General features: G+C 42.0%; 23 protein-coding genes. All 23 read left to right on the top strand.

What is annotated here, in order from left to right:
- Positions 1–9: 9 nt before the first annotated feature.
- The gene (locus tag BQ5321_RS08875) at positions 10–1,041 is read left to right on the top strand and encodes a TRAP transporter substrate-binding protein (protein ID WP_071394154.1); all 1,032 of its coding nucleotides are present in this window, start codon (positions 10–12) and stop codon (positions 1,039–1,041) included.
- Between the two features lie 42 nt (positions 1,042–1,083).
- Positions 1,084–1,695 (top strand): TRAP transporter small permease, encoded by a 612-nt coding sequence (locus tag BQ5321_RS08880; protein WP_071394155.1) that lies wholly within the window; start codon positions 1,084–1,086, stop codon positions 1,693–1,695.
- Between the two features lie 78 nt (positions 1,696–1,773).
- Complete coding sequence (locus BQ5321_RS08885; protein WP_159433411.1) at positions 1,774–3,081, top strand: TRAP transporter large permease; 1,308 nt, start codon at positions 1,774–1,776, stop codon at positions 3,079–3,081.
- A gap of 78 nt (positions 3,082–3,159) precedes the next feature.
- The gene (gene tcuA, locus BQ5321_RS08890) at positions 3,160–4,644 is read left to right on the top strand and encodes an FAD-dependent tricarballylate dehydrogenase TcuA (protein WP_071394156.1); all 1,485 of its coding nucleotides are present in this window, start codon (positions 3,160–3,162) and stop codon (positions 4,642–4,644) included.
- Positions 4,645–4,667: 23 nt separating this feature from the next.
- Positions 4,668–5,435: an electron transfer flavoprotein subunit beta/FixA family protein gene (locus BQ5321_RS08895; protein WP_071394157.1), complete on the top strand. Its 768-nt coding sequence runs from the start codon at positions 4,668–4,670 to the stop codon at positions 5,433–5,435.
- Entirely contained in the window at positions 5,422–6,411 is a 990-nt protein-coding gene (locus BQ5321_RS08900; RefSeq protein ID WP_071394158.1) for an electron transfer flavoprotein subunit alpha/FixB family protein, read from the top strand. The genes BQ5321_RS08895 and BQ5321_RS08900 overlap by 14 nt, the downstream gene beginning before the upstream one ends.
- A 31-nt stretch (positions 6,412–6,442) precedes the next feature.
- Positions 6,443–7,561: a CapA family protein gene (locus tag BQ5321_RS08905; RefSeq protein WP_071394159.1), complete on the top strand. Its 1,119-nt coding sequence runs from the start codon at positions 6,443–6,445 to the stop codon at positions 7,559–7,561.
- A gap of 155 nt (positions 7,562–7,716) precedes the next feature.
- Positions 7,717–9,057 (top strand): CapA family protein, encoded by a 1,341-nt coding sequence (locus BQ5321_RS08910; protein ID WP_071394160.1) that lies wholly within the window; start codon positions 7,717–7,719, stop codon positions 9,055–9,057.
- An 84-nt stretch (positions 9,058–9,141) separates the two neighbouring features.
- Entirely contained in the window at positions 9,142–10,446 is a 1,305-nt protein-coding gene (locus BQ5321_RS08915) for an ATP-binding protein (RefSeq protein WP_071394161.1), read from the top strand.
- 211 nt (positions 10,447–10,657) lie between these two features.
- Positions 10,658–11,674: a TRAP transporter substrate-binding protein gene (locus BQ5321_RS08920; protein WP_159433412.1), complete on the top strand. Its 1,017-nt coding sequence runs from the start codon at positions 10,658–10,660 to the stop codon at positions 11,672–11,674.
- A 34-nt stretch (positions 11,675–11,708) separates the two neighbouring features.
- Positions 11,709–12,266: a TRAP transporter small permease gene (locus BQ5321_RS08925; RefSeq protein ID WP_071394162.1), complete on the top strand. Its 558-nt coding sequence runs from the start codon at positions 11,709–11,711 to the stop codon at positions 12,264–12,266.
- A gap of 25 nt (positions 12,267–12,291) precedes the next feature.
- Complete coding sequence (locus BQ5321_RS08930; protein WP_315970097.1) at positions 12,292–13,569, top strand: TRAP transporter large permease; 1,278 nt, start codon at positions 12,292–12,294, stop codon at positions 13,567–13,569.
- Positions 13,570–13,601: 32 nt separating this feature from the next.
- On the top strand, positions 13,602–14,420 hold the full coding sequence (locus tag BQ5321_RS08935) for an IclR family transcriptional regulator (RefSeq protein WP_084786711.1): 819 nt from the start codon (positions 13,602–13,604) through the stop codon (positions 14,418–14,420).
- 36 nt (positions 14,421–14,456) lie between these two features.
- The gene (locus tag BQ5321_RS08940; RefSeq protein ID WP_084786712.1) at positions 14,457–15,911 is read left to right on the top strand and encodes an aldehyde dehydrogenase family protein; all 1,455 of its coding nucleotides are present in this window, start codon (positions 14,457–14,459) and stop codon (positions 15,909–15,911) included.
- Positions 15,912–15,938: 27 nt separating this feature from the next.
- On the top strand, positions 15,939–17,273 hold the full coding sequence (locus tag BQ5321_RS08945) for an aromatic ring-hydroxylating oxygenase subunit alpha (RefSeq protein ID WP_071394163.1): 1,335 nt from the start codon (positions 15,939–15,941) through the stop codon (positions 17,271–17,273).
- Between the two features lie 18 nt (positions 17,274–17,291).
- Positions 17,292–17,825 (top strand): aromatic-ring-hydroxylating dioxygenase subunit beta, encoded by a 534-nt coding sequence (locus BQ5321_RS08950; protein WP_071394164.1) that lies wholly within the window; start codon positions 17,292–17,294, stop codon positions 17,823–17,825.
- A 19-nt stretch (positions 17,826–17,844) separates the two neighbouring features.
- Positions 17,845–18,369: a cupin domain-containing protein gene (locus tag BQ5321_RS08955; protein WP_071394165.1), complete on the top strand. Its 525-nt coding sequence runs from the start codon at positions 17,845–17,847 to the stop codon at positions 18,367–18,369.
- Positions 18,370–18,413: 44 nt separating this feature from the next.
- Positions 18,414–18,674 (top strand): hypothetical protein, encoded by a 261-nt coding sequence (locus BQ5321_RS08960; RefSeq protein ID WP_071394166.1) that lies wholly within the window; start codon positions 18,414–18,416, stop codon positions 18,672–18,674.
- Between the two features lie 34 nt (positions 18,675–18,708).
- Complete coding sequence (locus tag BQ5321_RS08965) at positions 18,709–19,551, top strand: DODA-type extradiol aromatic ring-opening family dioxygenase (RefSeq protein WP_071394167.1); 843 nt, start codon at positions 18,709–18,711, stop codon at positions 19,549–19,551.
- Complete coding sequence (locus BQ5321_RS08970; RefSeq protein ID WP_071394168.1) at positions 19,548–20,525, top strand: dihydrodipicolinate synthase family protein; 978 nt, start codon at positions 19,548–19,550, stop codon at positions 20,523–20,525. The genes BQ5321_RS08965 and BQ5321_RS08970 overlap by 4 nt, the downstream gene beginning before the upstream one ends.
- Before the next feature lie 75 nt (positions 20,526–20,600).
- Positions 20,601–21,848 (top strand): aromatic ring-hydroxylating dioxygenase subunit alpha, encoded by a 1,248-nt coding sequence (locus BQ5321_RS08975; protein ID WP_071394169.1) that lies wholly within the window; start codon positions 20,601–20,603, stop codon positions 21,846–21,848.
- A 76-nt stretch (positions 21,849–21,924) separates the two neighbouring features.
- The gene (locus BQ5321_RS08980; RefSeq protein WP_071394170.1) at positions 21,925–22,416 is read left to right on the top strand and encodes an aromatic-ring-hydroxylating dioxygenase subunit beta; all 492 of its coding nucleotides are present in this window, start codon (positions 21,925–21,927) and stop codon (positions 22,414–22,416) included.
- Positions 22,417–22,791: 375 nt separating this feature from the next.
- Entirely contained in the window at positions 22,792–24,831 is a 2,040-nt protein-coding gene (locus tag BQ5321_RS08990) for a (Fe-S)-binding protein (RefSeq protein WP_071394172.1), read from the top strand.
- Positions 24,832–24,834 lie beyond the last annotated feature (3 nt).

Here is a 24,834-nt window from a genome sequence, read left to right on the forward strand (position 1 = left end):
TAATAAAAAATGAAAAAGCGTTTCTTTGTCACTATAGTATTCTTATCGATTTTCTCATTACTAGCTGCCTGTTCTTCCTCCTCCTCAAGTAGTGATGGGGGAGGCGGAGAAAGTCATAATTGGACCCTTACTTCAAGCTTTCCAGCAGGCCATAATATGAACAATGTCCTTCATAATTTAAAGGATGAACTAGAAAAGCGGACAGATGGTGCCATTAAAATCACACTCCATGAGGATACACTTGGAAAACCGACTGAAGCATGGGATATGGTTAAGGATAATACGATTCAAATGACCTACACTGGTGAAGCTTATAATCCTTCACGTATGCCTGTCACAAATATGATAGCGCTTCCGTTTGAAGTAACAGATCCAACATCAACGTCTGAGCTGCTTAAAAAGTGGGAAGAGGAAGGCAATCTTAAAGAATTGACAGATAGTTTTAAGGTTTTAGGCTATTTACCTACTACAGCCAATCATCTATTCCTTCGTGATAAAAAAGTGGAAAAAATGGAGGATTTAAAAGGGTTAAAGATAAGATCTGTATCTTCGACACAAGCAGAAATGCTTTCAGCATTGGGCTCATCAGCCGTAACGATTTCAGGTTCTGAGGTATATATGAGTCTGGATCGCGGTGTAATTGATGGTACCTTGACAGGTGTTGATAATGTAGTAGACCGAAAATTATTTGAAGCTGCAGATTTTGCACTTAAGCTTCCATTATATGAGGCTGCTTTTAGCTTATTAATGAATAAAGAAACCTGGGAATCCCTTACACCTGAATTACAAGAAACGGTACAAAGTGTGGCAGATGAAGTAATAGGTGAAGAGATTAAACGGGTAGAGGCTATGGACAATGAATTATGGGAAAAGCTTGAGAAAGAAGATTTAATGGAAGTTTATACCTTATCAGAGGATGAACAAAAAAGATGGCATGAAGCAACAAAAAATGTAGCGGATAAATATGCTGAAGAGATTGAAAAACAAGGCTATCCAGGTAAAGCCGCGTTAGAAACAATGAGAGATGCCGCTGGTAAATAAAGAAGAGATTGGATTGAAATAAAAGATGTTGGAGGTAAATGGATGAAATCAACGATTATTCCAGATAAGAATCGTTCTGTTGAAACGGGAGATCAATCCTCTAGCCCCAAAAAACCACTATTGATTAACCGATTGACTCGATATTTGAGTTATGTCGGTATGGTAGTCATGATGGGGATGGTGCTGCTAGTTACCATCGATGTAGCCGCTCGTTATGTGTTCAATAATCCGATAAATGGGTCAACCGATATTATTGAAATCATGATGGTCATTGTGGTTTATAGCTGTCTTGCTTATGGAGCTACAGAAGATAAGCATGTACGGATTGATTTCCTATACAGTCGACTTTCAACCGTTGCAAGGGGTTATGTGGACATTGTTACCTCCATTCTTAGTATCTTAATTGTTGTATTAATTTCTTGGCAATTAGGAGAGAGAGCCGTCAATATCATCAATAATCCCCCAGGACCAACAACAACCTATTTTGGTTGGGAACTCATGCCATTTATTGCCTTTGCTTCTTTTGGAAGTGCCTTATTAGCTATTCAGCTCTGCACATGGCTGTATCAGGCAGTCAAACAGGCATTTGGGAAAAGCACAGACTATCAAAGCACTGTACATGAAAGTGAAGCTGTTCCATCACCGCAAGAATAAACGAATGAAAAACCATTCCATACAAAGAATTTTAGATAGCGAAAGCGTATAACGGATATTAACGAAATGGTGGTGAGTATGTTGGATCCAGCAATGATTGGGATCATAGGATTCCTTGTAATGTTTGCTCTATTGTTTCTAGGAATGCCGTTAGGTCTTGGGATGGCACTGGTCGGATTTGGTGGTTTTGCTATCCTCTCCGGGGTAGATGGAGCTTTAAATCAGTTGGGAAGGATCCCTTTTTCAACCGTTGCTAGTTACACTTTTAGTGTTCTCCCGCTGTTTGTCTTGATGGGTGAATGGCTGTCACATTCAGGGATGATGACCAAATCATTTAGTGCCGTTCAGAAAACTGTCGGCCGCTTACCTGGAGGACTGGCAATGGGAACGGTTGCAACGTGTACTATCTTTGCTGCCTGTACCGGATCAAGCTTAGCTACTTCTCTGACGATGACAAGAGTTTCCCTGCCATCGATGCGGAAATATAAGTATGATGACAAATTATCGTTAGGTGCGATTGCTGCTGGAGGAACATTAGGCATTTTGCTCCCTCCAAGTTCACCGATGATTGTCTATTCTATTATGACGGGTGCTTCTATTGGTTCCTTATTTATTGCCGGTGTCATACCAGGTCTATTATTGTCAGCAATGTTTATGCTAGGTATCTATCTTCAATGTAAAATGAAGCCAGAGCTTGGACCGGCTGCGGAGAAATCTAGCATTGGAGAAATTCTAGCAGCTTCTAAATCTCTATGGATGCCTTTTCTCCTTGTCTTTATCGTCCTTGGCGGAATTTGGGGCGGTGTCTTTTCTTCATCTGAAGCGGGTGGTATTGGTGCCTTTTTTGCTCTAGTAACGCTTGTGATGCTAAAAGGCTTTGATATGAAGGGGATCCTAACAGGACTAAAGGACACAGTCCTTACAACAGCTATGATTTTACTCATCATTATGGGTGCGATGATTTTTGGTGAGTTTATGACGATTAGCGGTGTAACGACGATGCTTGCAGAATTTTTTACAAGTCTTCCATTTAGCAGTACAGGAATCCTTCTTATGATTCTATTAATGTATATCATATTAGGCTGTGTGTTGGATTCATTGGCGATGCTCCTATTAACACTGCCGCTCGTATTTCCAGTGATTGAATCCATTGGGATTGATCCGATTCTTTTTGGAGTTTTACTAGTGATTACGATTGAAATGAGCTTCATCACACCACCGCTTGGAATGGTTGTCTTTGCCCTAGCAGGTGCTGTCAAGGATGTACCGATGACAAATATTTTCCGCGGTGCGATGCCATTCTTTGTTATTATGGTTATCTTTCTTGGAATCCTAGTGGCATTCCCAGATATTGTACTCTGGCTACCGGAAACGATGCGAAGTTAGCGTATCAGGGCATATTACACTTAAATAATTCAGAAAATTCAGTTAAATAAAATGGTGAATGGAAGGGAGAATTTTAATATGAAACAAAGAGAACAATTTGATGTCGTCGTCATTGGAGCAGGAATTGCTGCATCTGCTTCAGCTATCACTGCAGTTGAAAAAGGGGCAAGAGTTCTCATGATTGAGAAAGCTCCAAAACATGAAGCAGGGGGCAACGGTCGTTATACAGGCGGCGGATTCCGGATTGTCCATAAAGGAAATTCTGAGCTCTATAACTATATGACGGGGATTCCAGAAAGCCAGCGACAATTAATTGATGTTAAGGAATACACAGAGGATGAGTTTTATTCCGATATCATGCGTGTCACAAACGGCTTGGCAGATGTAGGGTTAACCGAAATGGTTGTTAAGGAATCCAATAATGCCTTTAAATGGGTAGATTCCTTAAACATTGGCTGGGACGTTAACTATGATATGGCCACAAGAGTAGGCGAACGAATGGTGTTTACACAAGGCGCGATTCCTTTAAATGTAAAAGGAGGCGGAGAAGGCTTTGTTGATTCGATGATTGAAATTGCCATCAAAAAGGGCGTTGAGGTTCGCTTTGAAACAAGTGCAACAAAGCTTTTAGTTGATGAGGATGGAGCGGTTTGCGGTGTAAGAACGAAGAGCAAGGGTGAAGGTCAAGATATTTACGCCAACTCGGTGATTCTTGCTGCCGGCGGTTTCTCTGCTAATGCCGAGATGCGTGCCAAGTATTTAGGCAAGGGCTGGGATTTGGTTAAGGTCAGAGGCTCTAAGCATAATACCGGTGAAGTGATCAAAATGGCGTTAGACGCAGGGGCGCAACCTACAGGTGAATGGAGCGGGTCCCATTGTACACAAATTGATCTTAGTGCAGCGAATGTCGGCGGCGGTTTAAGTACGGACCGTAAGTCCTATACGTTTGGGATTTTAGTGAACACAAATGGAGAACGCTTCTTTGATGAAGGCGAGGATTTCCATGGCTACACTTATGCGAAATTAGGCAGAATTACGCGAGACCAGCCGAACGGCGTGGCTTTCCAAATCTTTGATTCAAAGGTATTTGACCTACTAATGAGTGATTATTCCCACCAAACACCTGTTGAGGCCAATTCAATTGAAGAACTAGCAGAATTGCTGGACATTTCTGTCGAGGCGTTGAAAAAGACGGTCGAAGAATATAATGCAGCCGTTGTAGATGGTCCGTTTAATCAAGCAGAACGTGATGGGAAGCACACGACAGGTCTTGCGATTAATAAATCCAATTGGGCGCAAAAAATTGATCAAGCTCCATTTAGAGCCTACCCGGTTACTTCCGGAATTACCTTTACCTTTGGCGGCGTGAAGGTCAACAAAAATGGTCAAGTGCTGGATGTAACCAATCAGCCAATTAAAGGGTTGTATGCAAATGGTGAATTAGTCGGTGGCTTCTATATCGGAAACTATCCAGGAGGATCTGGGATTGTACGAAATTTAGTGTTAGGTCGTAAGGCTGGGAAGCATGCAGCTTTAGCAGATGGAATGGTCAAAACAAACTAAGACAATCTTGAAGGAGTGATAGAATGCGCATTGTAGTATGCTGCAAAGCAGTTCCTAGTTGGGTAGACAATCTAGAATATGATGAACAGGAAAAGAAAATCAATTATGACAGCAGTGCGTTGGTGATGAATGAATCAGATGAAGCCGCGTTAGAAGAAGCTTTGTTTCTGAAAAAGGAATATGGCGCAGAGGTCATTGTTTTAACTGTCGGCGGTTTAACTTCACAGGAAATGCTCTATCAATCCATGGCAAAGGGGGCTGACCGAGTGATTCGGGTCAGCTCCGACCAAGCCGATGATGCAGCGGAGATTCTAGCTAAAGCTATCCAAAAGCTAGAATGTGATTTAGTACTTACGGGTGTCGAATCAAGTGATAGCATGACGGCAAAGACAGCGATGCTCTTGGCTGAGGAGTTACAGCTCCCACATGCTTTTGTTGTAACCCATATTGAGTATGATGAAACACAGCAAATCATGAAGGCGACATCCGAGCTTGGACAGGGACAATATGAAGTGCTTGGTTTATCATTTCCAGCTTTAATATCGATTCAATCAACGACAAAACCTATTACGCAAGCATCTGTTATGAAAGTACTCCAGGCCCGTAAGAAAAAGGTGGAATCCATGACACTTGATAGTCTGGGATTAAATCAAGACAACCATTCCAATCAAGCCTTTACCATTGTCGATTTATTTGATCCGCCGGTCAATGATGCCTGTGAAATCATTGAAGGAGACCTTGATGAAATCTCAACTGTCTTAATGAGGAGGATTGCTGATGCAGCTAGATAAGGAATATAACGATATCTTCATATTAGCAGAAGCTAAAAATGGGGAACTGGATACATTAGCCCTGCAAATGGCAAGCCGCGGCAGACAGCTGGCGGACGAGTGGGGCTGTGAACTAAATGCTTTAATTCTGGGACATGACCTGGAATCACATGTCCAGCAACTATCAGATAAAGGCTTTAACCATATCTATGTTGTGGATGATGAAGAGTTTGAACCGTATCATCCTGAAGTTTACGTGAATGTCGTGACTAAGTTCATAAAGGAGCAAAAACCATCCTTAGTATTAGTTGGTTATACGTATTTAGGTATGGAGTTAGGTCCGATTATATCAAAGCGATTAGGAACAAATCTCCTAAGCAATTGTGTGGATATTGCCTATGAAAATAACAGTCTGTTTGTGACAAGGCCGATGTTTAATGGTGATGTATTTGCCAAACTCGAGGTGAATGAATTACCGCTTATTGCCAGTGTCCAGAAAAATTACCTTCCACCAATCGAAGGAAGCTTTCTTCCGGCTAAAGTTATCGCGGTCCAGCATAACCAGCAAGCGGCAGAAACAAGAGCCAAAATATTATCGATTCTTAGTCCTAATATTGAAGGAATTGATATTACCAAAGCAGAGATTCTTGTGTCTGTTGGTAGAGGTATTGGAACGAAGGAAAATATCGAGCTAGCAAGAAAGCTGGCTGAAAAATTAAACGGAACTGTGAGCGGCTCACGTCCAATAACCGATATGGGATGGCTGCCGCATGAATGTCATGTCGGTATTTCAGGCCGGATTGTCCGTCCGAAAATCTATATCGCACTAGGAATTTCAGGAGCATCCCAGCATGTTGCTGGTATGGTCGATTCACAATATATCATTGCCATCAATAATGATCCAAACGCCCCTATTTTCAGGGTAGCAGACTGCGGAATCGTTGGTGACATTATGGAAGTCGTACCAGCCCTTTTAGAAAGCGTCCCACAGGCCTAGAAAAAACTTAAGGAAAATTGGAGGAGAATGTATGTCAAAGAAACCTATTACAGTACTTGGTGTTGGAGATGTCATCATTGACCGGGAAGAGCCGGAAACGATATTTGAGCATGTAGCGGAAGTGATGCGTGCAGGAGACATTACCTTTGCCAATTGTGACCAAACCTATTCTGATATTGGTTATGCGATACGTGGCAGCGCCACCTATTCTGCGAGTCGAAATATTCCAGCACTGCTTTATGGAGGCTTTGATGTCCTCTCATTAGCGAATAACCACACACTAGACTGGGGCAGAGAAAATTTAGTGGACACGATGGATAAATTAGATGAGGTCAACCTGCCATACTGCGGTGTTGGTAGAAATATGGAGGAAGCCAGAAAACCGGTCATTCTAGACCGAGATGGAACCAAGGTTGGCTTTTTAGCCTATTCCTGCGTTCATCCTAAAGGCTTTGAAGCGGATGCAAAAAAATCGGGTCTAGCACCTGTACGCATCTGGACCATTTATGATCAGATTGATTATCAGCCAGGAACACCGCCAAAGATTGTGTCCATGGCCTATAAGGAAGATTTAGAGGCCATGGTTGAAGATATCAAGAAATTAAAGCAGGAAGTGGATGTTGTCGTGGTGTCTTATCACTGGGGACAGCATATGATTCCACGCGTGATTCCGATGTATTGCCATGAAGTCGGTCATGCAGCGATTGATGCAGGAGCGGACTTAATCCTTGGCACTCACACCCATATTGCCAAAGGAATCGAAATGTACAAAGGGAAAGCGATTTTCTATTCGACAGGGAATTTTGCGGCAGAAATTGGACCTGGAACGGCCGATGGACCAGGCGGTCCACCATCAGGATTATTAGAAAGATACAATATAACGGCTGATCCGGAGCTGCCAAAGGGCTATATTGCTCGTGAGGCACGAAACACGATGATTGCCAAGGCTTATATTGAGGATGGTGAAATTAAGAAGGTTACCTATATTCCATGCTATATCAACAATGATTGTGAACCGGAAATTGTCGTAAAGGACGATCCATTAGGTCAGGGTGTGTTTGATTATATTGACGATATTTCTAAGAGTGAAGGACTAAATGTTGAGTTTAGCTGGGATGGGGATGAAGTATTAATCCAATCTAAAGACTAGATTCATAGACTTACAGACTGCTGACCTAGCATTCATAAAGCATTACTTACTCATCGCTAAGATGTCAGGTTATTAAAGCAACACTTTATCATTGCTGCTGCCTGGCATCTTACCGCAAATGTGAATTGAATACATATATTCCTTGGGGGTGTCCTATGAAGGATTTTAAGATTGCTGTAACAGGAGATTCAATTATAAACCGTCGGATTTCAGTTCAAGAGGAACCTGGTTTTTTATCATTGGTCAATGTGCTAAGAGAGGCAGATGTATCCTATACCCATTTTGAATCATTAATCCATGATTATGATGGGCCTGAGGTCTATCCTGCCGCAGAGGCTGGCTGGACGTGGATGCGCTCCCCAAGGTTTGTGGCGGATGAATTGAAATGGGCAGGCTTTAATTTGGTTTCACATGCGTCCAACCATGCTTTAGATTATTCCTACGGCGGCTTATTCTCCACCTGGAGGGCACTTGATGGAGCAGGACTCGTACACGCAGGAACAGGGAGAAATCTAGGTGAAGCCAGGGAACCGAAATATCTTGAGACAGCAAAGGGACGAGTCGCGCTTATTTCAATGAGCTCAACCTTTACTGGCTGGGCGAGAGCAGGAGAAACAAGACAAGACGTGAAAGGCAGACCAGGACTCAATCCGCTCCGTTATTATTACCGTGCAGACCGTACCATCATTGAAACGATAAAGGATCTTGCTTTTAAAATGGGCTGGGGCATCGCAAACAAGGGGAAGGAATGGTATTTTAACGCGCCAGGGACGATGATGGCGATTCAACGCTTTGTTGAAAGTGACGAACCGGGAATCACTACGGTTGTAGACGAAGATGATGCTGCGGGTAATTTGAAAGCCATTAAAGAAGCCGCAAGACAGGCAGATCATGTAATCGTAGCCCTGCACAGCCATGAAATGCATCCAGAAAAAGGGTTAAATGTACCAGCTATGTTTGTTCAAGACTTTGCCAAGTCATGTATTAATGCGGGTGCGAGTGTCTTTGTCGGTCAGGGCAGCCATGCACCGCTGCGAGGGATTGAAATTTATAACGGAAAACCAATCTTTTACGACCCAGGTGATTTCTTTGCCATGAGCAGTACGGTAACAAGACTGCCGGCTGATTTCTTTGCAAGACCTGGTTATGAACCTGAGTTAAAAAACGGTCATGCCACGACGGCAGATGGTTTCGATGCTCGTGATGCCTTACCAAAACCATTAAACCCACCTGGCGGACATTTTGCGGTGAAGGTTTTCGGCTCGATTATTCCTGTGTGTACATTTAATGAAGCAGGAGAATTTACCGAGCTAGTCCTTTATCCAGTCACGATGGATCATAAACCGCGCTCGACTGGCGGCATCCCAAGGCTTGCTGAAGGAGAGCTAGGTAAACAAATTATCGAATATTTAGGCGAGCTAGCCGCTCCTTTTGGTACTAGTATTGAATATTCAGATGGTAAAGGGGTGGTACAGCTAAAGCATCCCGTTAAGTAATGTTTGTCATGCTTCAAAATCTCACAGACTCTAGAATTCACTGACTAAATAGATAGATAATCATATAAGTTTGGGGTTTTTCTTATGAGCGATATTTTGGTCAATGTACTTTTCCTACTCGTGATGCTCTTTTTAACGCAGCTCTTTCTGGAAGTGTACAAAAAGGATTTTACAACGAAGGACATCAAAATATTTATGTTTCTATCAGGATTGGTGTCTTTTATCTTTTTCGTCATTTTTCCATTTGCTAGTAATGAAGGGGTTAATTATGACATCCGCGTTGTTCCTTTTATTGTTGCCAGTTTATATGGGGGACCCTTAGCAAGTATTATCTTATACATTTCTGGATTTATTGTCCGATTAGGGTTAGGAATCGAAGAGGCGACATGGATTACGGCATTTATTTATGCTTTGATTCCACTATTAACCTTCTTTTTTTACAAACCATTCTTTCATGCGACGAAGAGTAAAAAACTATGGATTTCGATTTCTATTTTATTCATTCATATGTTTTTCAGTACATTGATGAATAACTTCATTTTTCAAGTGGCAGCCCCGTCCAATATACTACTAATCGGATCCTTGATTAAATTAGGGTGTATTGTCCTGACGGTCATTACAAACGAAAAAATTCTCTATAATCACAAAATGAAGAATGAATTGCTTGAAATGGAAAAGATGGAAATGGTCAGTCATTTAAGTGCATCTGTTGCACATGAAATTCGAAATGGTTTAACAGGTGCGAAAGGATTTATTCAGCTGTTAAAGGAGGAAGAGAAGGATCCACTTAAACAGAAATATATTGAAATTGCCTTGAATGAAATGGAAAGATCTGATTCGATAATTCGTGATTTTCTTACCTTTGCCAAACCAGCTCCAGAAAAGGTAGAAAAGATTAATGTAGGGCAGCTAATGAACGATTTAATCGATATTTTACAGTCTCTTTCAAATATGAGCTCGATTGAAGTGAAAAAGCAGCTTTTCCCTTTTTACATCACTGGGGAAAGAAGAATCGTGCAACAGGCATTCTTAAATATGCTGAAAAATGCCATTGAAGCGATGCCTAATGGTGGAGAATTATTCATTTCGATGAAGGAACATAAAAAACAATATGAAATCGTCATCCAAGATAGTGGGTTGGGGATGGATGAAGGGCAAATGAAACGATTAGGCAAGCCATACTTTACAACCAAGGGTCAGAAGGGAACTGGATTAGGGTTAATGGTCGCTTATCGGGTGATCGAGCAATTAAACGGACAGATTAAGGTGAACAGTGAAAAGGGAAAAGGCACGGAGTTTCATATTTATTTGCCTTGTGCAGGAGAAAAGCAGGAAATTGTTCACGTTGACCAAAGCATGCAGCAGGGTGAAATCCAAATGCATTCTTAAGTAAAATGAAACCTTCAAATCTAATACAGAACGAGAGAATAGGGGGGGGATAAAATAAAATCAAACGTGTTCCATCTCTTGGAACAGCCAGATTGTATTAGTCTTTATAGCGGTTAAAATGATAATACAAACGCTTAATTGTACCCAATAGTAGAACACTGGAGAAAGCTTGTGTCTAAAAAAAATCGAGTGAATGGGGGGATTGGATAAGATGAAGAAGAAAATCGCTTTTTTAATTGTACTTTTAATATTCATCATTATGTCGGCAGCATGTGGCAATGAACAAAGCAGCGGAAATAATCACACAGAAAAGGGAGCCGAACAAAAAATCAAAATCGGTCATCTTGCTCCTGAAAATAACGTCTGGCACGAGAGTCTTCTAAAGTTTGACGAGGAATTGAAGGCTCGTTCGGATGGTCGTTTAAGACTTGATATTTATCCGAATGCTACATTAGGGAATGAAACGGATATGTTTCAGCAGGTACAGGCAGGCTCCCTAGATATGATGATTGTTACAGCTGCAGAAATGGCGAACTATTCAGATTCCTTCTCAGCCTGGTTTATGCCTTTTATTCTTAAAGACCACGAAGATTCCTATAAAATGGCAGCTACAAGTGAAGCTTTAGGGTTATTTGATCCTATCAATGGTGTAGAAGGCTTAGGCTATTATTTCGCTGGAATGCGCCATGTTCTAACAAAGGATGATCCAATAACCGATATAAAAGATTTCAAAGGTGCTTCGATTCGAGTAACACCAAGTCCAGCCATAGTTGATTTCTGGGAAAAAATTGGGGCAGGTCCCACACCGGTCCCACTACCTGAATTATACAGTGCCTTTCAAACAAATGTGGTGAATGTCATCGACATCGATTTAGATGCTACGATAGGAAATGCCTATTACGAGGTAGGAGATCAATTAACGACGATGAATCATATGGTGTGGGCAAGCGGAGTGGTAATGAACGAAGCTCTATGGTCAGATTTTTCTAAAGAGGATCAAAAAATGATAAAGGAAGCCCTGCAGGTTTCTATTGATTTTAATAAAGAGAATAATATGGAGCGAGAAGAAGCAAATCTAAAAGCGTTTAAAGAACAGGGGGGAAAAGTGACAGAGCTTTCCAATTTAGACCCGTTCATGAAGGTAGCCGAGGAAATCCATAAAAAATATGGTGGTCAAGATCCATCCATTCAAGCTTTCATCGATAAAGCAAAAGAGATAGCAAAATAAGCAGGAAAATCTTCAGAAGGGAAGAGACTAATATATGAATCAAGAAATGGAAAATAAAAGCTTGTTAGCTACTAACCAAAAGGATGATTTATCAATCATAGTTGAGGCTGACACACATTGGATTGATCATATATTAAACCGCTTAACAAAGGGAATCGAGATACTCGCCATGATTAGTGTCGGAATCATGTGTATAAGCTTAATCTTCGGGATTATTTTTCGAAAAATTTTGAAAAATCCCCTTGTTGGGACTGATGAAGTAGCGATGTTCTTCATGCTCTGGATTACCTTTTTGGGTGCCTGTATTGCTTTAAGTAAAAGGGATATGGTTGCGGTAACCTTTATCGTTGAAAAGCTGCCTGCAGCCATGCAAAAAAAGATAAAGATTCTTTGTCAAATCTTCATCTTAGGAATTTCAGCAATGCTTTTCTATTACGGCTATCAATGGGTTATGACAACGGCCCTGATGCAGGCAACAACAGCCGCTTTAAAAATACCGATGTGGATTCCTAATCTAATATTTCCACTATCTATGTTGATTATGGTCATCTATAGTACGGCTAATATACGATACTATCTGAAGCAAAGCTAAAACCCTATCGTAAAGGAATGAAATCATGATGCTAATTGCGGGAATCGTGTTTCTGGTACTCCTTCTCATTGGCTTACCGATTGCCTATGTGTTAGGAGCCACTACCATCGTCTATATGCTGATATCTGAAAATCTAAACATGCTGGTTTCCATCCCGCAAAAGATGTCAACAAGCGTTCAAAATTATGGGTTACTGGCTATTCCATTGTTCGTTCTAGCAGGAGAATTAATGAATCGCGGTGGGATTACCTCTAGGTTAATTGGATTATCACAGGTTCTGGTTGGACATTTTCGTGGGGGCTTAGCTTATGTAAATGTCGTGACCAATATGTTTCTTGCTTCCATAATTGGCTCAGCAAATGCTCAGACGGCAATGATGAGTAAGGTCATTGTTCCGGAAATGGAGAAGCAGGGCTATAAAAGGGAATTCAGCTCAGCATTGACTGCATCCGCCTCCTTAATAGGACCAACGATTCCTCCTAGTATTCCCTTCATTCTATATGGCGTCTTAGCAGAGGTTTCGATTGCCAGTATGTTTATTGGAGGAGTGATTCCAGGGATTCTATTAGGGCTCGGATTTGTACTATTAATTATTCTTTTTTCGATAAAAGAAAAATATCCAAAACAGACGAAGGCTACCGTAAAAGAAATGATGAAATCAGTACTAATTGCATTACCGAGTATTTCTATACCGTTACTTATTGTTTTAGGAATCCTGTCCGGGGTTTTTACAGCAACGGAATCGGCAGCCATTGCTAGTTTATTAGCTTTTCTGGTCGGATCCTTTTTCTATCGTGAATTAAAACTAAAGGATCTTCCTAGCATTCTAGTGAATACGGCAGTTATTACCTCTATTGTTACGTTTATCGTTGCAATGGCGACGATGTTTGGCTGGCTTATATCATTTGAGAAAATACCACAGATGATTGCTTCCTTCTTAGTGAACATTACGGAAAGCCAGTTTGGATTTCTATTAATCTGCCTTTTCTTATTTTTAGTCATTGGCATGATTATGGAAGGGGCGGCAGCTATGATTATTCTGGTCCCAGTCATGTTGCCTATTGCTGTTCAATATGGAATTGACCCCGTTCATTTTGGGATTATGATCTGTCTCAATTTAACCTTAGGATTAATTACCCCTCCGGTCGGAACTGTCTTATTTATCACATCATCTATTACAAAGATTTCATTTGAGAAGCTTTCAAAGGTAATCATGCCATTTTTCGCCGTTGGAGTGGTTGTACTCCTTATTGTGACTTATATTCCCGCAGTCACCACTTGGTTACCGTCCTTCATTAAGTAAAAGTAAAAACAACTTGAAAGGGGTGGTGAAAATTGGAGAAAGGTGATGTGCAGCCATTTAAGGTGCAAAAGGAACAAATGCAAATAACATCCGTTCAAAAAGCATTACGAATATTAAAGCTGTTTTCCCATAAGGACCCAGAATTAGGGGTAAGCGAGATAAGCAGAAGGCTTGGCATCGCCAAAAGTACGGTTAGTCGATTGGTCCAAATCCTTTGTCAAGAGGGTTTGTTAAAGAAGAACCCAGAAACACGGAAATATCATTTGTCCCTGACGGTGTTTGAAATCGGGTCCATTGTTTATCAAGAAATAGACATTGTTCAAGTGGCCCTGCCGCTTTTGAAGAAGCTGTTACCAGTCGTAAACGGAGTGATACAACTGGCAATCTATGATAACGGTGGCATTGTCTATTTATTAAAGCTCCCGGAGCATCATGATCAACATGTGATTAATTCAATGGGGAAAAGAGTTCCTGCTCATTTGACAGCAGCTGGGAAAGCGTTATTAGCCTTTCAAAGTGATGAAGAAATTGCCCAATATATATCAAAACCCTTGGAACGAAGTACAGAGCAGACAATTACTTGTTCCGATAAGCTTTGGAATGAATTAATTAAAATCAGAGAATCAGGCTATAGTACCTCATTTGGAGAATATCAGGAAATGGTTGGGGCTGTCGCTATCCCGATAATGGATGAAGAGGGAAAGGTTATGGCTTCCTTAAGTGTAACCAAACCTAAAAACCTACTAAATTCTAATCAAATTCAGCGGATTTTACCAGAAATGAAAATGAAGGGTCGAATCATTGCTGAACGATTAGAAGGAATGACCTGGGAACATCCATTGTTTTCATAATAGGAAAAAAATCATTACTAAAGGAGGTAGGCCATCTTGATTAAGGCTGCCGTAGAAAAAATAGATAATTTTTTTGGTCACCAAGAGGTAAAATCGACCGAATATTTCGATGTGTATGATCCTGGAATGTTTACCGATGTAGTGGCAAAGGTAGCGAAGGGGAATAGTGAAACGGCCGATCAGGCTGTTCAAACCGCGTATCAGGCCTATCGGGAATGGAAAGAGGTCCCCTTAACAGAAAGAATTGAGCTAGTGAAGAAGGCTGCCGTTGTATTAGAAGAATCAACCGAAACCTTAAGACCCTTACTGATAAGAGAGAATGGCGGGACGGTTAAGGAGTCCACTGCCGATTTTATGAGAGGGGCCAGTATTATTCATAATATGGCAGAGCGGGCAGAAGCGTTTCTAGAACCAACACAGTTTGAAAATAAAGTGAGCTGGATGAGCATTGAAAAGACTCCCATAGGGGTTATTGGACTAATTGTTCCTTGGAATTCTCCTATTATCTTAACCATGGCTAAGTTGGCACCTGCCTTATTAGCTGGAAATACGGTAGTCGTAAAACCTTCACGGGATGCTCCTGTTGCCTTGACATTGGCCTTAAAAGCAATGGCGAAGATCCTACCACATGGTGTTATTAATGTGGTAAATGGAAGATCAGATGTCACGATTACACTGACAGAGCATCCTCTAGTGAGAAAGATTTCCTTTACCGGTGGTACGGAAACGGGCAGCTCGATTATGGCTAGTGCCGCATCCACGATAAAAAAGGTTAGTTTAGAGCTTGGGGGTAATGACCCCGCTATCATTTTGGATGATGCCGATGTTAATAAAATCATGCCAAGGCTATGTAAAGGGATTTTCACAAGAGCTGGGCAAATCTGCTTTGCTGTGAAGCGGGTCTATGTTCCAAGCCATATGATGAATTCTGTGTATGAAGCGATGTCGGAGCTTGTGAATGAGTATCAGGTGGGCCATGGCTTGGATGAGCGGACAACATTTGGGCCATTAATTAATCAGAAGCAATTTGATTATGTTCAAGGCTTAGCGAACAAAGCACGCCAATCAGGTGCTACGGTCAGACAGGTAGGGAAAAAGGTTGATCAAGAGCAATGGGTTAACGGCTATTATATGCTGCCATCGATTGTTCGGGATATTGATCCTCGTCATGAATTGGTTGTTAGTGAACAGTTTGGACCGGTGATTCCGTTAATCTCGTACAACTCGATTGAAGAAGCGATTGAAATGGCGAATGGAACTGAATTTGGATTATGCTCCTCTGTATGGTCTGAGGATACGAACCATGCATTAGCTGTAGCCCGGCAGCTAGAAGCGGGCGGTACCTTCATCAACAGTCATAACGTTGATTCACTATCACTTGATATGCCGTTTGGCGGTGTTAAACAAAGTGGATTAGGAAGAGAAAGAACAGAGATTGGTTTCTCTGATTACGTTGAATATCAAGCCATTCGTATGTTGAAAGAAAATTAAATTCAAATAAAAGGAAGTGGAGATAAATTGAATAAAACGATTCATAAAGATCATATATCAAACATTAGGGATTTACTGCAAACGGGTAAGCTCCCGCAATGGATTATGACAGATCCTGAAATTCATCAATTAGAGATTGAAAAAATCTTCAGCAAAACCTGGAATTTTATCGCACATGAATCTGAGATTCCAAACAAAGGGGATTATGTGTCAAGGTGGATTGTTCAAGACCCGATCCTGTTAGTTCGTAATGGCGAGGGTGAAATCAATGCCTTCATTAATTCCTGTACACATCGGGGTGTTCATTTATGTCCATCGGATTTAGGCAATAAGAAAGCCTTCACCTGTCCGTATCATGGCTGGACCTTTAATATGGATGGCGATTTAGTCGGGATACTAGCCGGGAATAAAATATACGGCGAAGAAATGGATAAAAAAGAGTGGGGGCTTAGGAAGGTTCCAAAGGTTGAAAGCTATCATGGATTAATTTTTGCTTCTTTAAACCCAGATGCAGAACCGTTAGAAAAGTACTTAGGCGGATTAAAATGGTATTTCGACATTATGCTGGGCAGAAGTAATAAAGGGATGGAGGTCATTGGGGCACCACAGCGCTGGGTAGTGGATACGAATTGGAAGGTAAGCGCGGAAGTGTTTGTCGGTGATGCTTATCATACCGCCATGACACACCGCTCAACAGTTGAACTGGGAATCAGTCCGAAGGATCCGTTATTTGCCAGCAATGGTTATCAAGTCCAACTTGAGCAGGGACATGGTATCAACGTAATTCAACCGCCAAAGTCTGTGTCCATTCCACCATATCAAGGGCTTCCGGAAGAAATGTGGCCGATGTTTCATGAAAACTTAACCGAAGAACAGTTATCTGTCTTTAAAAAGACGATGGTGTTCAATGGAAACTGCTTCCCTAATCTTTCCTTCTTAAGTCCAATGCACGGAAAAGGGGAACATGAGAACCTAACAAACTTCTTAACGATTAGACAATGGCGTCCACTTGGACCTGACAAGATTGAAGCATGGTCATGGATATTGGTCGATAAAGAAGCACCGCAAGAATTTAAAGAAAATTCTTACAAAAGATACGTGAATACATTTGGACCTGGTGGAACATTAGAGCAGGATGATGCAGAGCTATGGACAAGACTTGCGGATGCGAGCAAAGGTGTAACAGCTCGGGATAAGACCTTACATTTCAATAACGTCGTGAATTATTTGATGGGAATGGATGTTGTGGAGCCTGTTGACGATTTTCCAGGACCGGGCATTGCCTATCCAACGACCTTCTTGGATGTAGTACACCGAGGTTTTTATGAATACTGGCAGGAATTAATTTCGAAAGAATCTTGATTTAGAGGAGGTACTTTAATGGTTGAAATAAAGGAGCAAAATCAATATATCGTAAATTTAGAATTACAAAATGAAATTACCTTGTTTTACTATCGTGAAGCAGAGCTATTGGATACAAGAGACTATCATTCATGGTTTCAACTGCTTTCCGAGGACATTATCTACCGTATGCCGTCACGGGTGACCCGTGATAGCTCAAGCGGCTCAGACATCATTGATGAGATGAGCTATTTTGAAGACGATTATACCACGATGAAAACAAGAGTGGACCGTCTTTATACGAAGTCTGCCTGGTCTCATGATCCGCCATCGCGGACTCGTCACTTTATCAGTCATGTTCGCATGAAAAAAGGTGAAAAAGAAAATGAATTAGAAGTGAAAAGCTATTTTCAATATATCCGTAACCGGGGCAATCAAACCATCAATGACCAGCTAACAGGAGAGCGTGTGGATATTCTCCAAAGAGTGGGCGAAGACTGGAAAATTGCGAAAAGAACGATTTATCCTGATCATGCTGTGATTGGAACATTAAACCTGCATAACTTTTTCTAACGAAGGTGGGACAAATACAATGGGAAAACAGGAAAATTTAACCGAATTTCGGAAGGTGATTGCCGAGCAGCGGAAACCCTTACCAAGGGTAGCGGAGGAGGAGTGGGAGCATGTTGTCGTCCATGCAGATGAAATTCCTTGGTACAGTCCGGGAAAGGAATCGAATCCTTCGCGATTAGGACCGGTTCTCCAGTTGCCGGCAAAGAGCTTTGAGATTTTTTTACAGGAAATTGAACCAGGTTCGGCTTCTGATATGCAGCGCCATCACCATGAATCTGTTCACTATGTGATGTCAGGCACCGGTTACAGTGAAATCGGGGACAGAACCTATCCTTGGTCTACAGGAGATTTTGTTTATACACCGCCGATGGTCTGGCATAGGCATTATAACAGCAGTCAGGAGGAGCCGGTCCGAATGTTCCTGGTGGAAAATTCGAAGTTACTAGAATCTCTCGGGCTGAACTTTCGTGAATCAGAGGGCTCGATTGATTATGCAGAACTTCAGGAAAGGCTGAAAAAGAAAAACGCTGAGCCTCAAATATAGAGTTCAATTAGGCTAGATTTGACAGAGAAAATGGGGGAATAAGGATGTCAGCTTACGAGATTAATAAATTATTTCATGCAATTTCTGTGCATGAGGATGTGAAGCAGAGATATATTCAGAATCGGAAAGTTGTTATGGATGAATATAACTTAAATGAGCAGGAACAAAGGATGGTTCAGGAAAATGATTTTGCCGCGCTTACGGATTATGGCGTGAATGGTCTGATATTAATGAGAATAAAGGATGTTCATCAGGTTCCTGTCCCAGAAATGATCAAAAGCTTAAATCGCAAGATTCATAGTTAATAAATATTTTGTTAAACCATTAGGAGGTTAAATCATGAGTAAATTAGTAGCTGCACTTGCAATGAGTCATAGCCCGTTGGTTCCATCCATTCCAACGGCACCACCGATTGAAAAAAGAGAACGAGTACAAGGAGCCTATGATCAATGTAGAGCGATCCTAGAAGAGGCAAAACCAGAGGTGATTATTATCATTTCTGCGGAGCATATGAGCACATTGTCACCGCAATTAATTCCGCCATTTACCGTTGGGGTAGCAGAAAGCTATAAGGGACCGCTTGATAAATGGATTGGGATTCCTGAAAAGGTCTATCCTGGTTCCCCGGAATTATCCCATTTTATTCTATCCAAGCTATTTCAAAATAATTTTGACGTAGCGATGGCAGGGGAGTTAGCTCTTGATCATGGAACGATTCAACCATTGCATTATGTGGAGCCTCTTAATGAACAGGCTATTGTGATACCGATTATCTTAAATGGAATCACTCATCCATTACCGTCGATGAAACGTTGCTTTGAATTTGGAAAGGTGTTAAGAGAAGCGATTGAACAGCAGGATATTTTTGAAAGAGTAGCGATTCTTGGAACAGGCGGCTTGTCACACTGGGTCGGTACGAAGGAAATGGGCATCGTAAATGAAGAATGGGACCGACAAATTCTCAATTTGATTTCTTCAGGCCGCGCAGAGGAATTTGCGTGCATGAATGATGAGGATATTATCGCTGGCGGAAATGGAGCGGAAGAGGTCCGTGCTTGGTCAGCCGTTGTGGGGGCTTCCTTATCCAATCAAGGCCAGGTGATTGCCTATGAGAACGTGAAGGAATGGGTAACAGGGCTTGGCTTTGTTCAAATGAAGGTGGAAGAGGGTGCCTTAGTTTGAGAGAAACTGTTCAGGATGTAAAAGGAATTTATGCGATTATCCCTACTCCTGCCTTACCGTTCGCTGATCAAATCACAACAGAAGATACAGTGGATTATGAAGAAACGGTAAGAGCGGTTAATCAAATGATTGAAGACGGCGTTGATGCAATTATGACAACGGGAACTTTCGGTGAAGCGGCGACGTTAACATGGGATGAGCATTTGAAATTTGTCGCAACTGTCGTGGAAGCTGCTAAGGGACGTGTTCCTATCTATGCCGGGGCTACGACATTAAATACAAGAGATACGATTGCTAGAGCAAGGGCTTTTCAGGAAAAAGGTGTTTCTGGATTATTATTAGGCAGGCCGATGTGGTGTGAATGTGATGATGATTCGATTGTCAGCTATTATCGTGGCGTGGCAGAGGCCGTTCCAGATTTAGGGATTATCGTCTATGATAATCCGGTTGCCTTTAAAGGCAAGATTAGCTCTGCTGTATATGCGAAGCTAGCTGAAATTCCTTCTATTATCGCAGCGAAATGCACATCCTTGAATACAGCGTTTTGGGAGGATGTCGAAGCAGTAAAAGGAAAAATCAGAATGCTGCCGATGGAACGGAATTGGTATGAAGGCTGGAGAGCGAAGCCTGATGAGGTATTGGCCTGCTGGAGTGGTGCTGCATCCTGCGGCCCACAGCCGGCTGTTGCATTAAAACGGAGTATTTTTAACGGTGATGAGCAAAAGGCACAGGAAATTACGGAAGGAATGCAGCATGCCTCCAGTACCTTCTTTCCAAACGGTGATTTTAAATTATTTGCTAAATATAATATTCAGCTTGAAAAAATTCGTATTAATGAAGCTGGTTATATCAATGCTGGACCGAGCCGACCTCCATATACAAAAGTACCGGAGGAATATGCCGAAGGAGCGAGAGTGGCTGGCAGACGTTTAGCACAATTGCGAAGAAAATATGACGGAAGTAAAGCACGATAGGTAATGTGTGTGAATAGGCGATTTAAGAAGGAAGAATCTCGCAATCTATTAAAAGGGAAAAGGAGTTGTTAAGGGATGAAAGCAGCAACAAAGAATCAGGAATTAAATCTAACGTGGCCGGAAGAAGGAATTACACGAGTTCCGTACCAAGTGTTTTTAGATCAAAAGGTATATGATGAGGAGCAAAAGAATATTTTCCGTGGTCCAACCTGGAATTATCTTTGCCTAGAGGCCGAGCTGCCAAATAAGCATGATTACAAAACTGGTTTTATTGGGGATACTCCAGTCGTGGTTACACGGTCATCAGACGGTACGTTCAGCGCCTTTGTCAATCGCTGTGCCCATCGCGGGGCTACCGTTTGTATGGATTCATGCGGTAACAGCCGTAATTTCACCTGTGTCTATCATGCCTGGGTGTATGATGATAAAGGAAATTTGAAGGGCGTTCCTTTTAAAAATGGTGTGAATGGTAACGGCGGGATGCCGGATGATTTTGACACGAAGAAACTGTCCCTGACAAAGGTTAGAGTGGAAAGCTATCATGGAATGCTATTTGGTACCTTTGATGAAAATCTCGAGCCACTTGACCAATATATTGGCGAAAAAATGGGTCACTATTTGCAGCGGGTCTTTAATGGCAGACCAATTAAAATATTAGGCTACCAGCGCCAAAAGATGCAGAATAATTGGAAATTATATTTTGAAAATGTGAAGGATTCCTATCATGCGAGCTTACTTCACCTTTTCTTTACAACCTTTGGCATTAACCGTTTGTCACAAAAGGGTGGGATTGATTTAGACGAGCGCGGGATGCATCATGTCAGCTATACGTTTGGCAATAAAAATGAGAATGAGAGTGTCTATAAAAATGAAAAGGTACGTTCCTATTCTAAATATACGTTGGATGATCCAAGTCTGTTAGACGGGTGGAATGAATTTGAGGATGGCATTACACTTGCGATTCAATCAATCTTCCCTGGAGTGGTTCTGCAGCAAATTCATAATACATTAGCCGTCCGCCAATTACTGCCAAAGGGCCCGGGTGAATGTGAGCTGATCTGGACGTTCATTGGCTATGAGGATGATACCGAGGAACAAACAGAAATGCGCTTAAAGCAGAATAATTTAGTGGGTCCGGCAGGGTTTGTTTCACTGGAGGATGGCGGTATTGGAGAAATGGTTCAAAAGGCAATTGTCAGGGACCAAGAGAAAACAGCCTTCATTGAAATGGGCGGTCGAGATGTAAAAAGTGAAAACTACCGCATTACTGAAACATCCATCCGTGGTTTCTGGAAGCAATATCGAGAATTAATGCGAGTCTAATGACTGGCTCAGTACATGAATGGAAACCAACAAACAATGATGACAGAGCATAAGGAATAGACAAGGAGGAATAAGGATGAGTAATCAGGAAACAATCGGCATAACAGAGGTACGAGAAAAAATCCAACAATTAAATGACCAGTATATTCATTGTATTGATGATGATCGACTGGAGGAATGGCCTGAATTTTTCACAGAGGATTGTACTTACAAAATCATTTCAAGAGAAAATTATGCGAGAAATCTGCCATCTTCCTTAATTTATTGTAAAAGTAAGGGGATGCTAAAGGACCGCATTTCCGCCCATCGAAATGCCAATATCTTTGAAGCTCATTTTTACCGCCATATTGTCAGCAATAGCTTGATCATGGGAGAGGCAGATGGAGTCTACCAGGTTCAATCAAACTATGTTGTCTTTCAAACGAAATTAGATGGGAATACAGAAGTCTATAATACGGGCAAATATATTGATCAAGTTGTCTTTGAAGCAGGCGAACCAAAGCTAAAAGAGAGATTAGTCGTTTATGATACTTTAAATATCCCTAGTTTACTAGTTACACCTATTTAACTTCATTAGCAAATGCTTTTTGTACCGAAAGCTTGCGACAGGTACAGAAGTCCTCCACTACTACAAGTGGGGGATGAAGGCAAATGGTCCTTCGATTCAGTGGGGGTTCAAACCCCGGCTGAATGAAGTTAAGCCTCCGGCGGATGTCACGGATTTTTTAGGGGTAATTTATCGAGCAAGCTCGATAAAAATCCGGACGCAAATTCGGCGGGGCGAATTTGATTTTAAACAGTTGTGTAAATACAACGGTGGCCTGTGGTGTTTGTGGACTTTCGTTGGATTCAGCATGAGTCAGTTAAAGGAAACTTATGCCAGAGGCCGTCTAGTAGTTAAGCTAGATGAATGGCTTTTTCTCATAAAAAGGAATGGTGAACGATGATAACATTACTGAGCCTACTGATCTTCCTTACCGTTGCAGGCTATGCATTCTATTTGTTTATCAAGCTTGTCTACAGTCGTTATTTGTTTATTAAGCTGGGAAAGAGGGTGGATTTTAATCTCGATCTCAGGGAGAGACTCAATAGCCTTCTAATTAATGGTTTTGGCCAGCGAAAGCTGTTTAAGGACAAGAAAAGCGGCATCATGCATTTCATCTTATTTTATGGTTTTTTTATTATCCAAATTGGACTTATTGAATTGATTATTAAAGGCGTTATTACAGGCTATGAGTTTCCCCTAGGAGAAGCACATAAATATTTCAGTTTCCTGCAGGAATGGACAACCTTCCTCATGCTTTGTGCCATCCTGTACGCGGCCTATCGCCGTTATGGAGAGAAGCTCAAGCGGCTGCAATGGAGACGTGATGCGAAAGCCGCCTTTGTTTACAGTGCCTTGACAGTGCTGACGACATCCATTCTGCTAAGCCTTGGCTTTGAAGCTGTCATGCTTGGCCATGTGCCGAGCTTTACTCACGCACCTTTCTCAGCGATGGTTGCGATGCTCTTTTCAGGCATAGGGACAACCGCAAGCACTGTGCTGTTCTATGTATTTTGGTGGATTCATATGTTGGCAGTAATGAGCTTCATGGTTTTTGTCCCGCAATCGAAGCAGGCCCATGAGCTGTTTGCTCTAATTAATATCTTTTTTAAGAAGGTTGGAAGCGGAAAGCGTTTAAAGAAGATTGATTTTAAGGACGAAACCGTCGAGGAGTTCGGAGTCGGGAGAATTGAAAATTTCAGACGCGATCAGCTGATTGATTTATATGCCTGTGTGGAATGCGGTCGATGTACAAATATGTGCCCGGCATCTGGGACAGGTAAGCAGCTTTCGCCGATGCATCTGATGATTAAGCTTCGGGATCATTTGACCGAGAAGGGGGCTGCGGTTACTTCAAGGGAGCCATGGCTGCCGACCTTTGCATTCGCAGGGGCTGGAGCCCATGAAGCTGCAGCTGGCTCTGTCGCTCTTGAGGAGAATTTGGTTGGAGATATCATGACAGAGCAGGAACTTTGGGCCTGTACGACCTGTCGAAATTGTGAGGACCAATGTCCGGTAATGAATGAGCATGTGGAAAAAATTATCGACATGCGCCGTTATCTCATTCTTACACAGGGAGAAATGCCTGCCGATGCATTGCGATACTTTCAGAATATTGAGCGTCAGAATAATCCATGGGGTCTTAATCGGAAGGACCGGGTGAAATGGCGGGATGGAATGGAAGACATCGTTAAGACGGTGAAAGAAACGGATGAATTCGAGGTGCTTTATTGGGTTGGCTCGATGGGCTCGTATGATGCCAAAAGTCAGAAAATAGCCAAAGCATTTGTACGTATTCTCGATAAAGCAGGTGTGAAATTTGCTATCCTTGGAAATGAAGAGGGAAATTCAGGCGATTCAGCACGCCGGCTCGGGAATGAGTATTTGTTCCAGGAATTGTGTGCGCAGAATATTGAGACTTTCCAAAGATATGGCGTCAAGAAAATTCTCACAACCGATCCACATGCCTATAACCTATTCAAAAACGAATATCCAGAGTTCGGCTTTGAGGGTGAGGTTCTGCATCATACCGAATTTATTCTGCAGCTGTTAAAGGACGGTCGTCTCAATCCGGAGAAGGAGGTTAAGGAGAAAGTAGCCTACCATGACTCCTGCTACATTGGGCGGTACAACGGCATGTATGACATACCGCGTGAAATTCTTAAGGCTATTCCAGGAGTCGAAATTCTCGAGCTGGAGCGTAGCCGAGAGGAAGCGCTTTGCTGTGGTGCCGGTGGTGGATTGATGTGGATGGAGGAGCATGAGGGAACACGAGTCAATATTGCCCGGACAGAAATGGCGCTTGCCACCAATCCAACGGTTATCGGTAGCAACTGTCCGTACTGCTTAACCATGCTAACCGACGGTACAAAGGCGAAGGAAGTCGAGGAGCAGGTGCAAACATTGGATATAGTTGAAATTATTGAACGCTCATTGTAAGCG

Origin of the sequence: Bacillus tuaregi, assembly GCF_900104575.1 — a bacterium.
In the GTDB taxonomy this organism is placed as follows: Bacteria; Bacillota; Bacilli; order Bacillales; family Cytobacillaceae; genus Bacillus_BD; species Bacillus_BD tuaregi.

Excerpts from the sequence above, each read along its gene's own strand:
- BQ5321_RS08875 (WP_071394154.1), top strand. The coding sequence starts at position 10 with ATGAAAAAGCGTTTCTTTGTCACTATAGTATTCTTATCGATTTTCTCA.
- BQ5321_RS08880 (WP_071394155.1), top strand. The coding sequence starts at position 1,084 with ATGAAATCAACGATTATTCCAGATAAGAATCGTTCTGTTGAAACGGGA.
- BQ5321_RS08885 (WP_159433411.1), top strand. The coding sequence starts at position 1,774 with ATGTTGGATCCAGCAATGATTGGGATCATAGGATTCCTTGTAATGTTT.
- tcuA (WP_071394156.1), top strand. The coding sequence starts at position 3,160 with ATGAAACAAAGAGAACAATTTGATGTCGTCGTCATTGGAGCAGGAATT.
- BQ5321_RS08895 (WP_071394157.1), top strand. The coding sequence starts at position 4,668 with ATGCGCATTGTAGTATGCTGCAAAGCAGTTCCTAGTTGGGTAGACAAT.
- BQ5321_RS08900 (WP_071394158.1), top strand. The coding sequence starts at position 5,422 with ATGCAGCTAGATAAGGAATATAACGATATCTTCATATTAGCAGAAGCT.
- BQ5321_RS08905 (WP_071394159.1), top strand. The coding sequence starts at position 6,443 with ATGTCAAAGAAACCTATTACAGTACTTGGTGTTGGAGATGTCATCATT.
- BQ5321_RS08910 (WP_071394160.1), top strand. The coding sequence starts at position 7,717 with ATGAAGGATTTTAAGATTGCTGTAACAGGAGATTCAATTATAAACCGT.
- BQ5321_RS08915 (WP_071394161.1), top strand. The coding sequence starts at position 9,142 with ATGAGCGATATTTTGGTCAATGTACTTTTCCTACTCGTGATGCTCTTT.
- BQ5321_RS08920 (WP_159433412.1), top strand. The coding sequence starts at position 10,658 with ATGAAGAAGAAAATCGCTTTTTTAATTGTACTTTTAATATTCATCATT.
- BQ5321_RS08925 (WP_071394162.1), top strand. The coding sequence starts at position 11,709 with ATGAATCAAGAAATGGAAAATAAAAGCTTGTTAGCTACTAACCAAAAG.
- BQ5321_RS08930 (WP_315970097.1), top strand. The coding sequence starts at position 12,292 with ATGATGCTAATTGCGGGAATCGTGTTTCTGGTACTCCTTCTCATTGGC.
- BQ5321_RS08950 (WP_071394164.1), top strand. The coding sequence starts at position 17,292 with ATGGTTGAAATAAAGGAGCAAAATCAATATATCGTAAATTTAGAATTA.
- BQ5321_RS08955 (WP_071394165.1), top strand. The coding sequence starts at position 17,845 with ATGGGAAAACAGGAAAATTTAACCGAATTTCGGAAGGTGATTGCCGAG.
- BQ5321_RS08960 (WP_071394166.1), top strand. The coding sequence starts at position 18,414 with ATGTCAGCTTACGAGATTAATAAATTATTTCATGCAATTTCTGTGCAT.
- BQ5321_RS08965 (WP_071394167.1), top strand. The coding sequence starts at position 18,709 with ATGAGTAAATTAGTAGCTGCACTTGCAATGAGTCATAGCCCGTTGGTT.
- BQ5321_RS08975 (WP_071394169.1), top strand. The coding sequence starts at position 20,601 with ATGAAAGCAGCAACAAAGAATCAGGAATTAAATCTAACGTGGCCGGAA.
- BQ5321_RS08980 (WP_071394170.1), top strand. The coding sequence starts at position 21,925 with ATGAGTAATCAGGAAACAATCGGCATAACAGAGGTACGAGAAAAAATC.
- BQ5321_RS08990 (WP_071394172.1), top strand. The coding sequence starts at position 22,792 with ATGATAACATTACTGAGCCTACTGATCTTCCTTACCGTTGCAGGCTAT.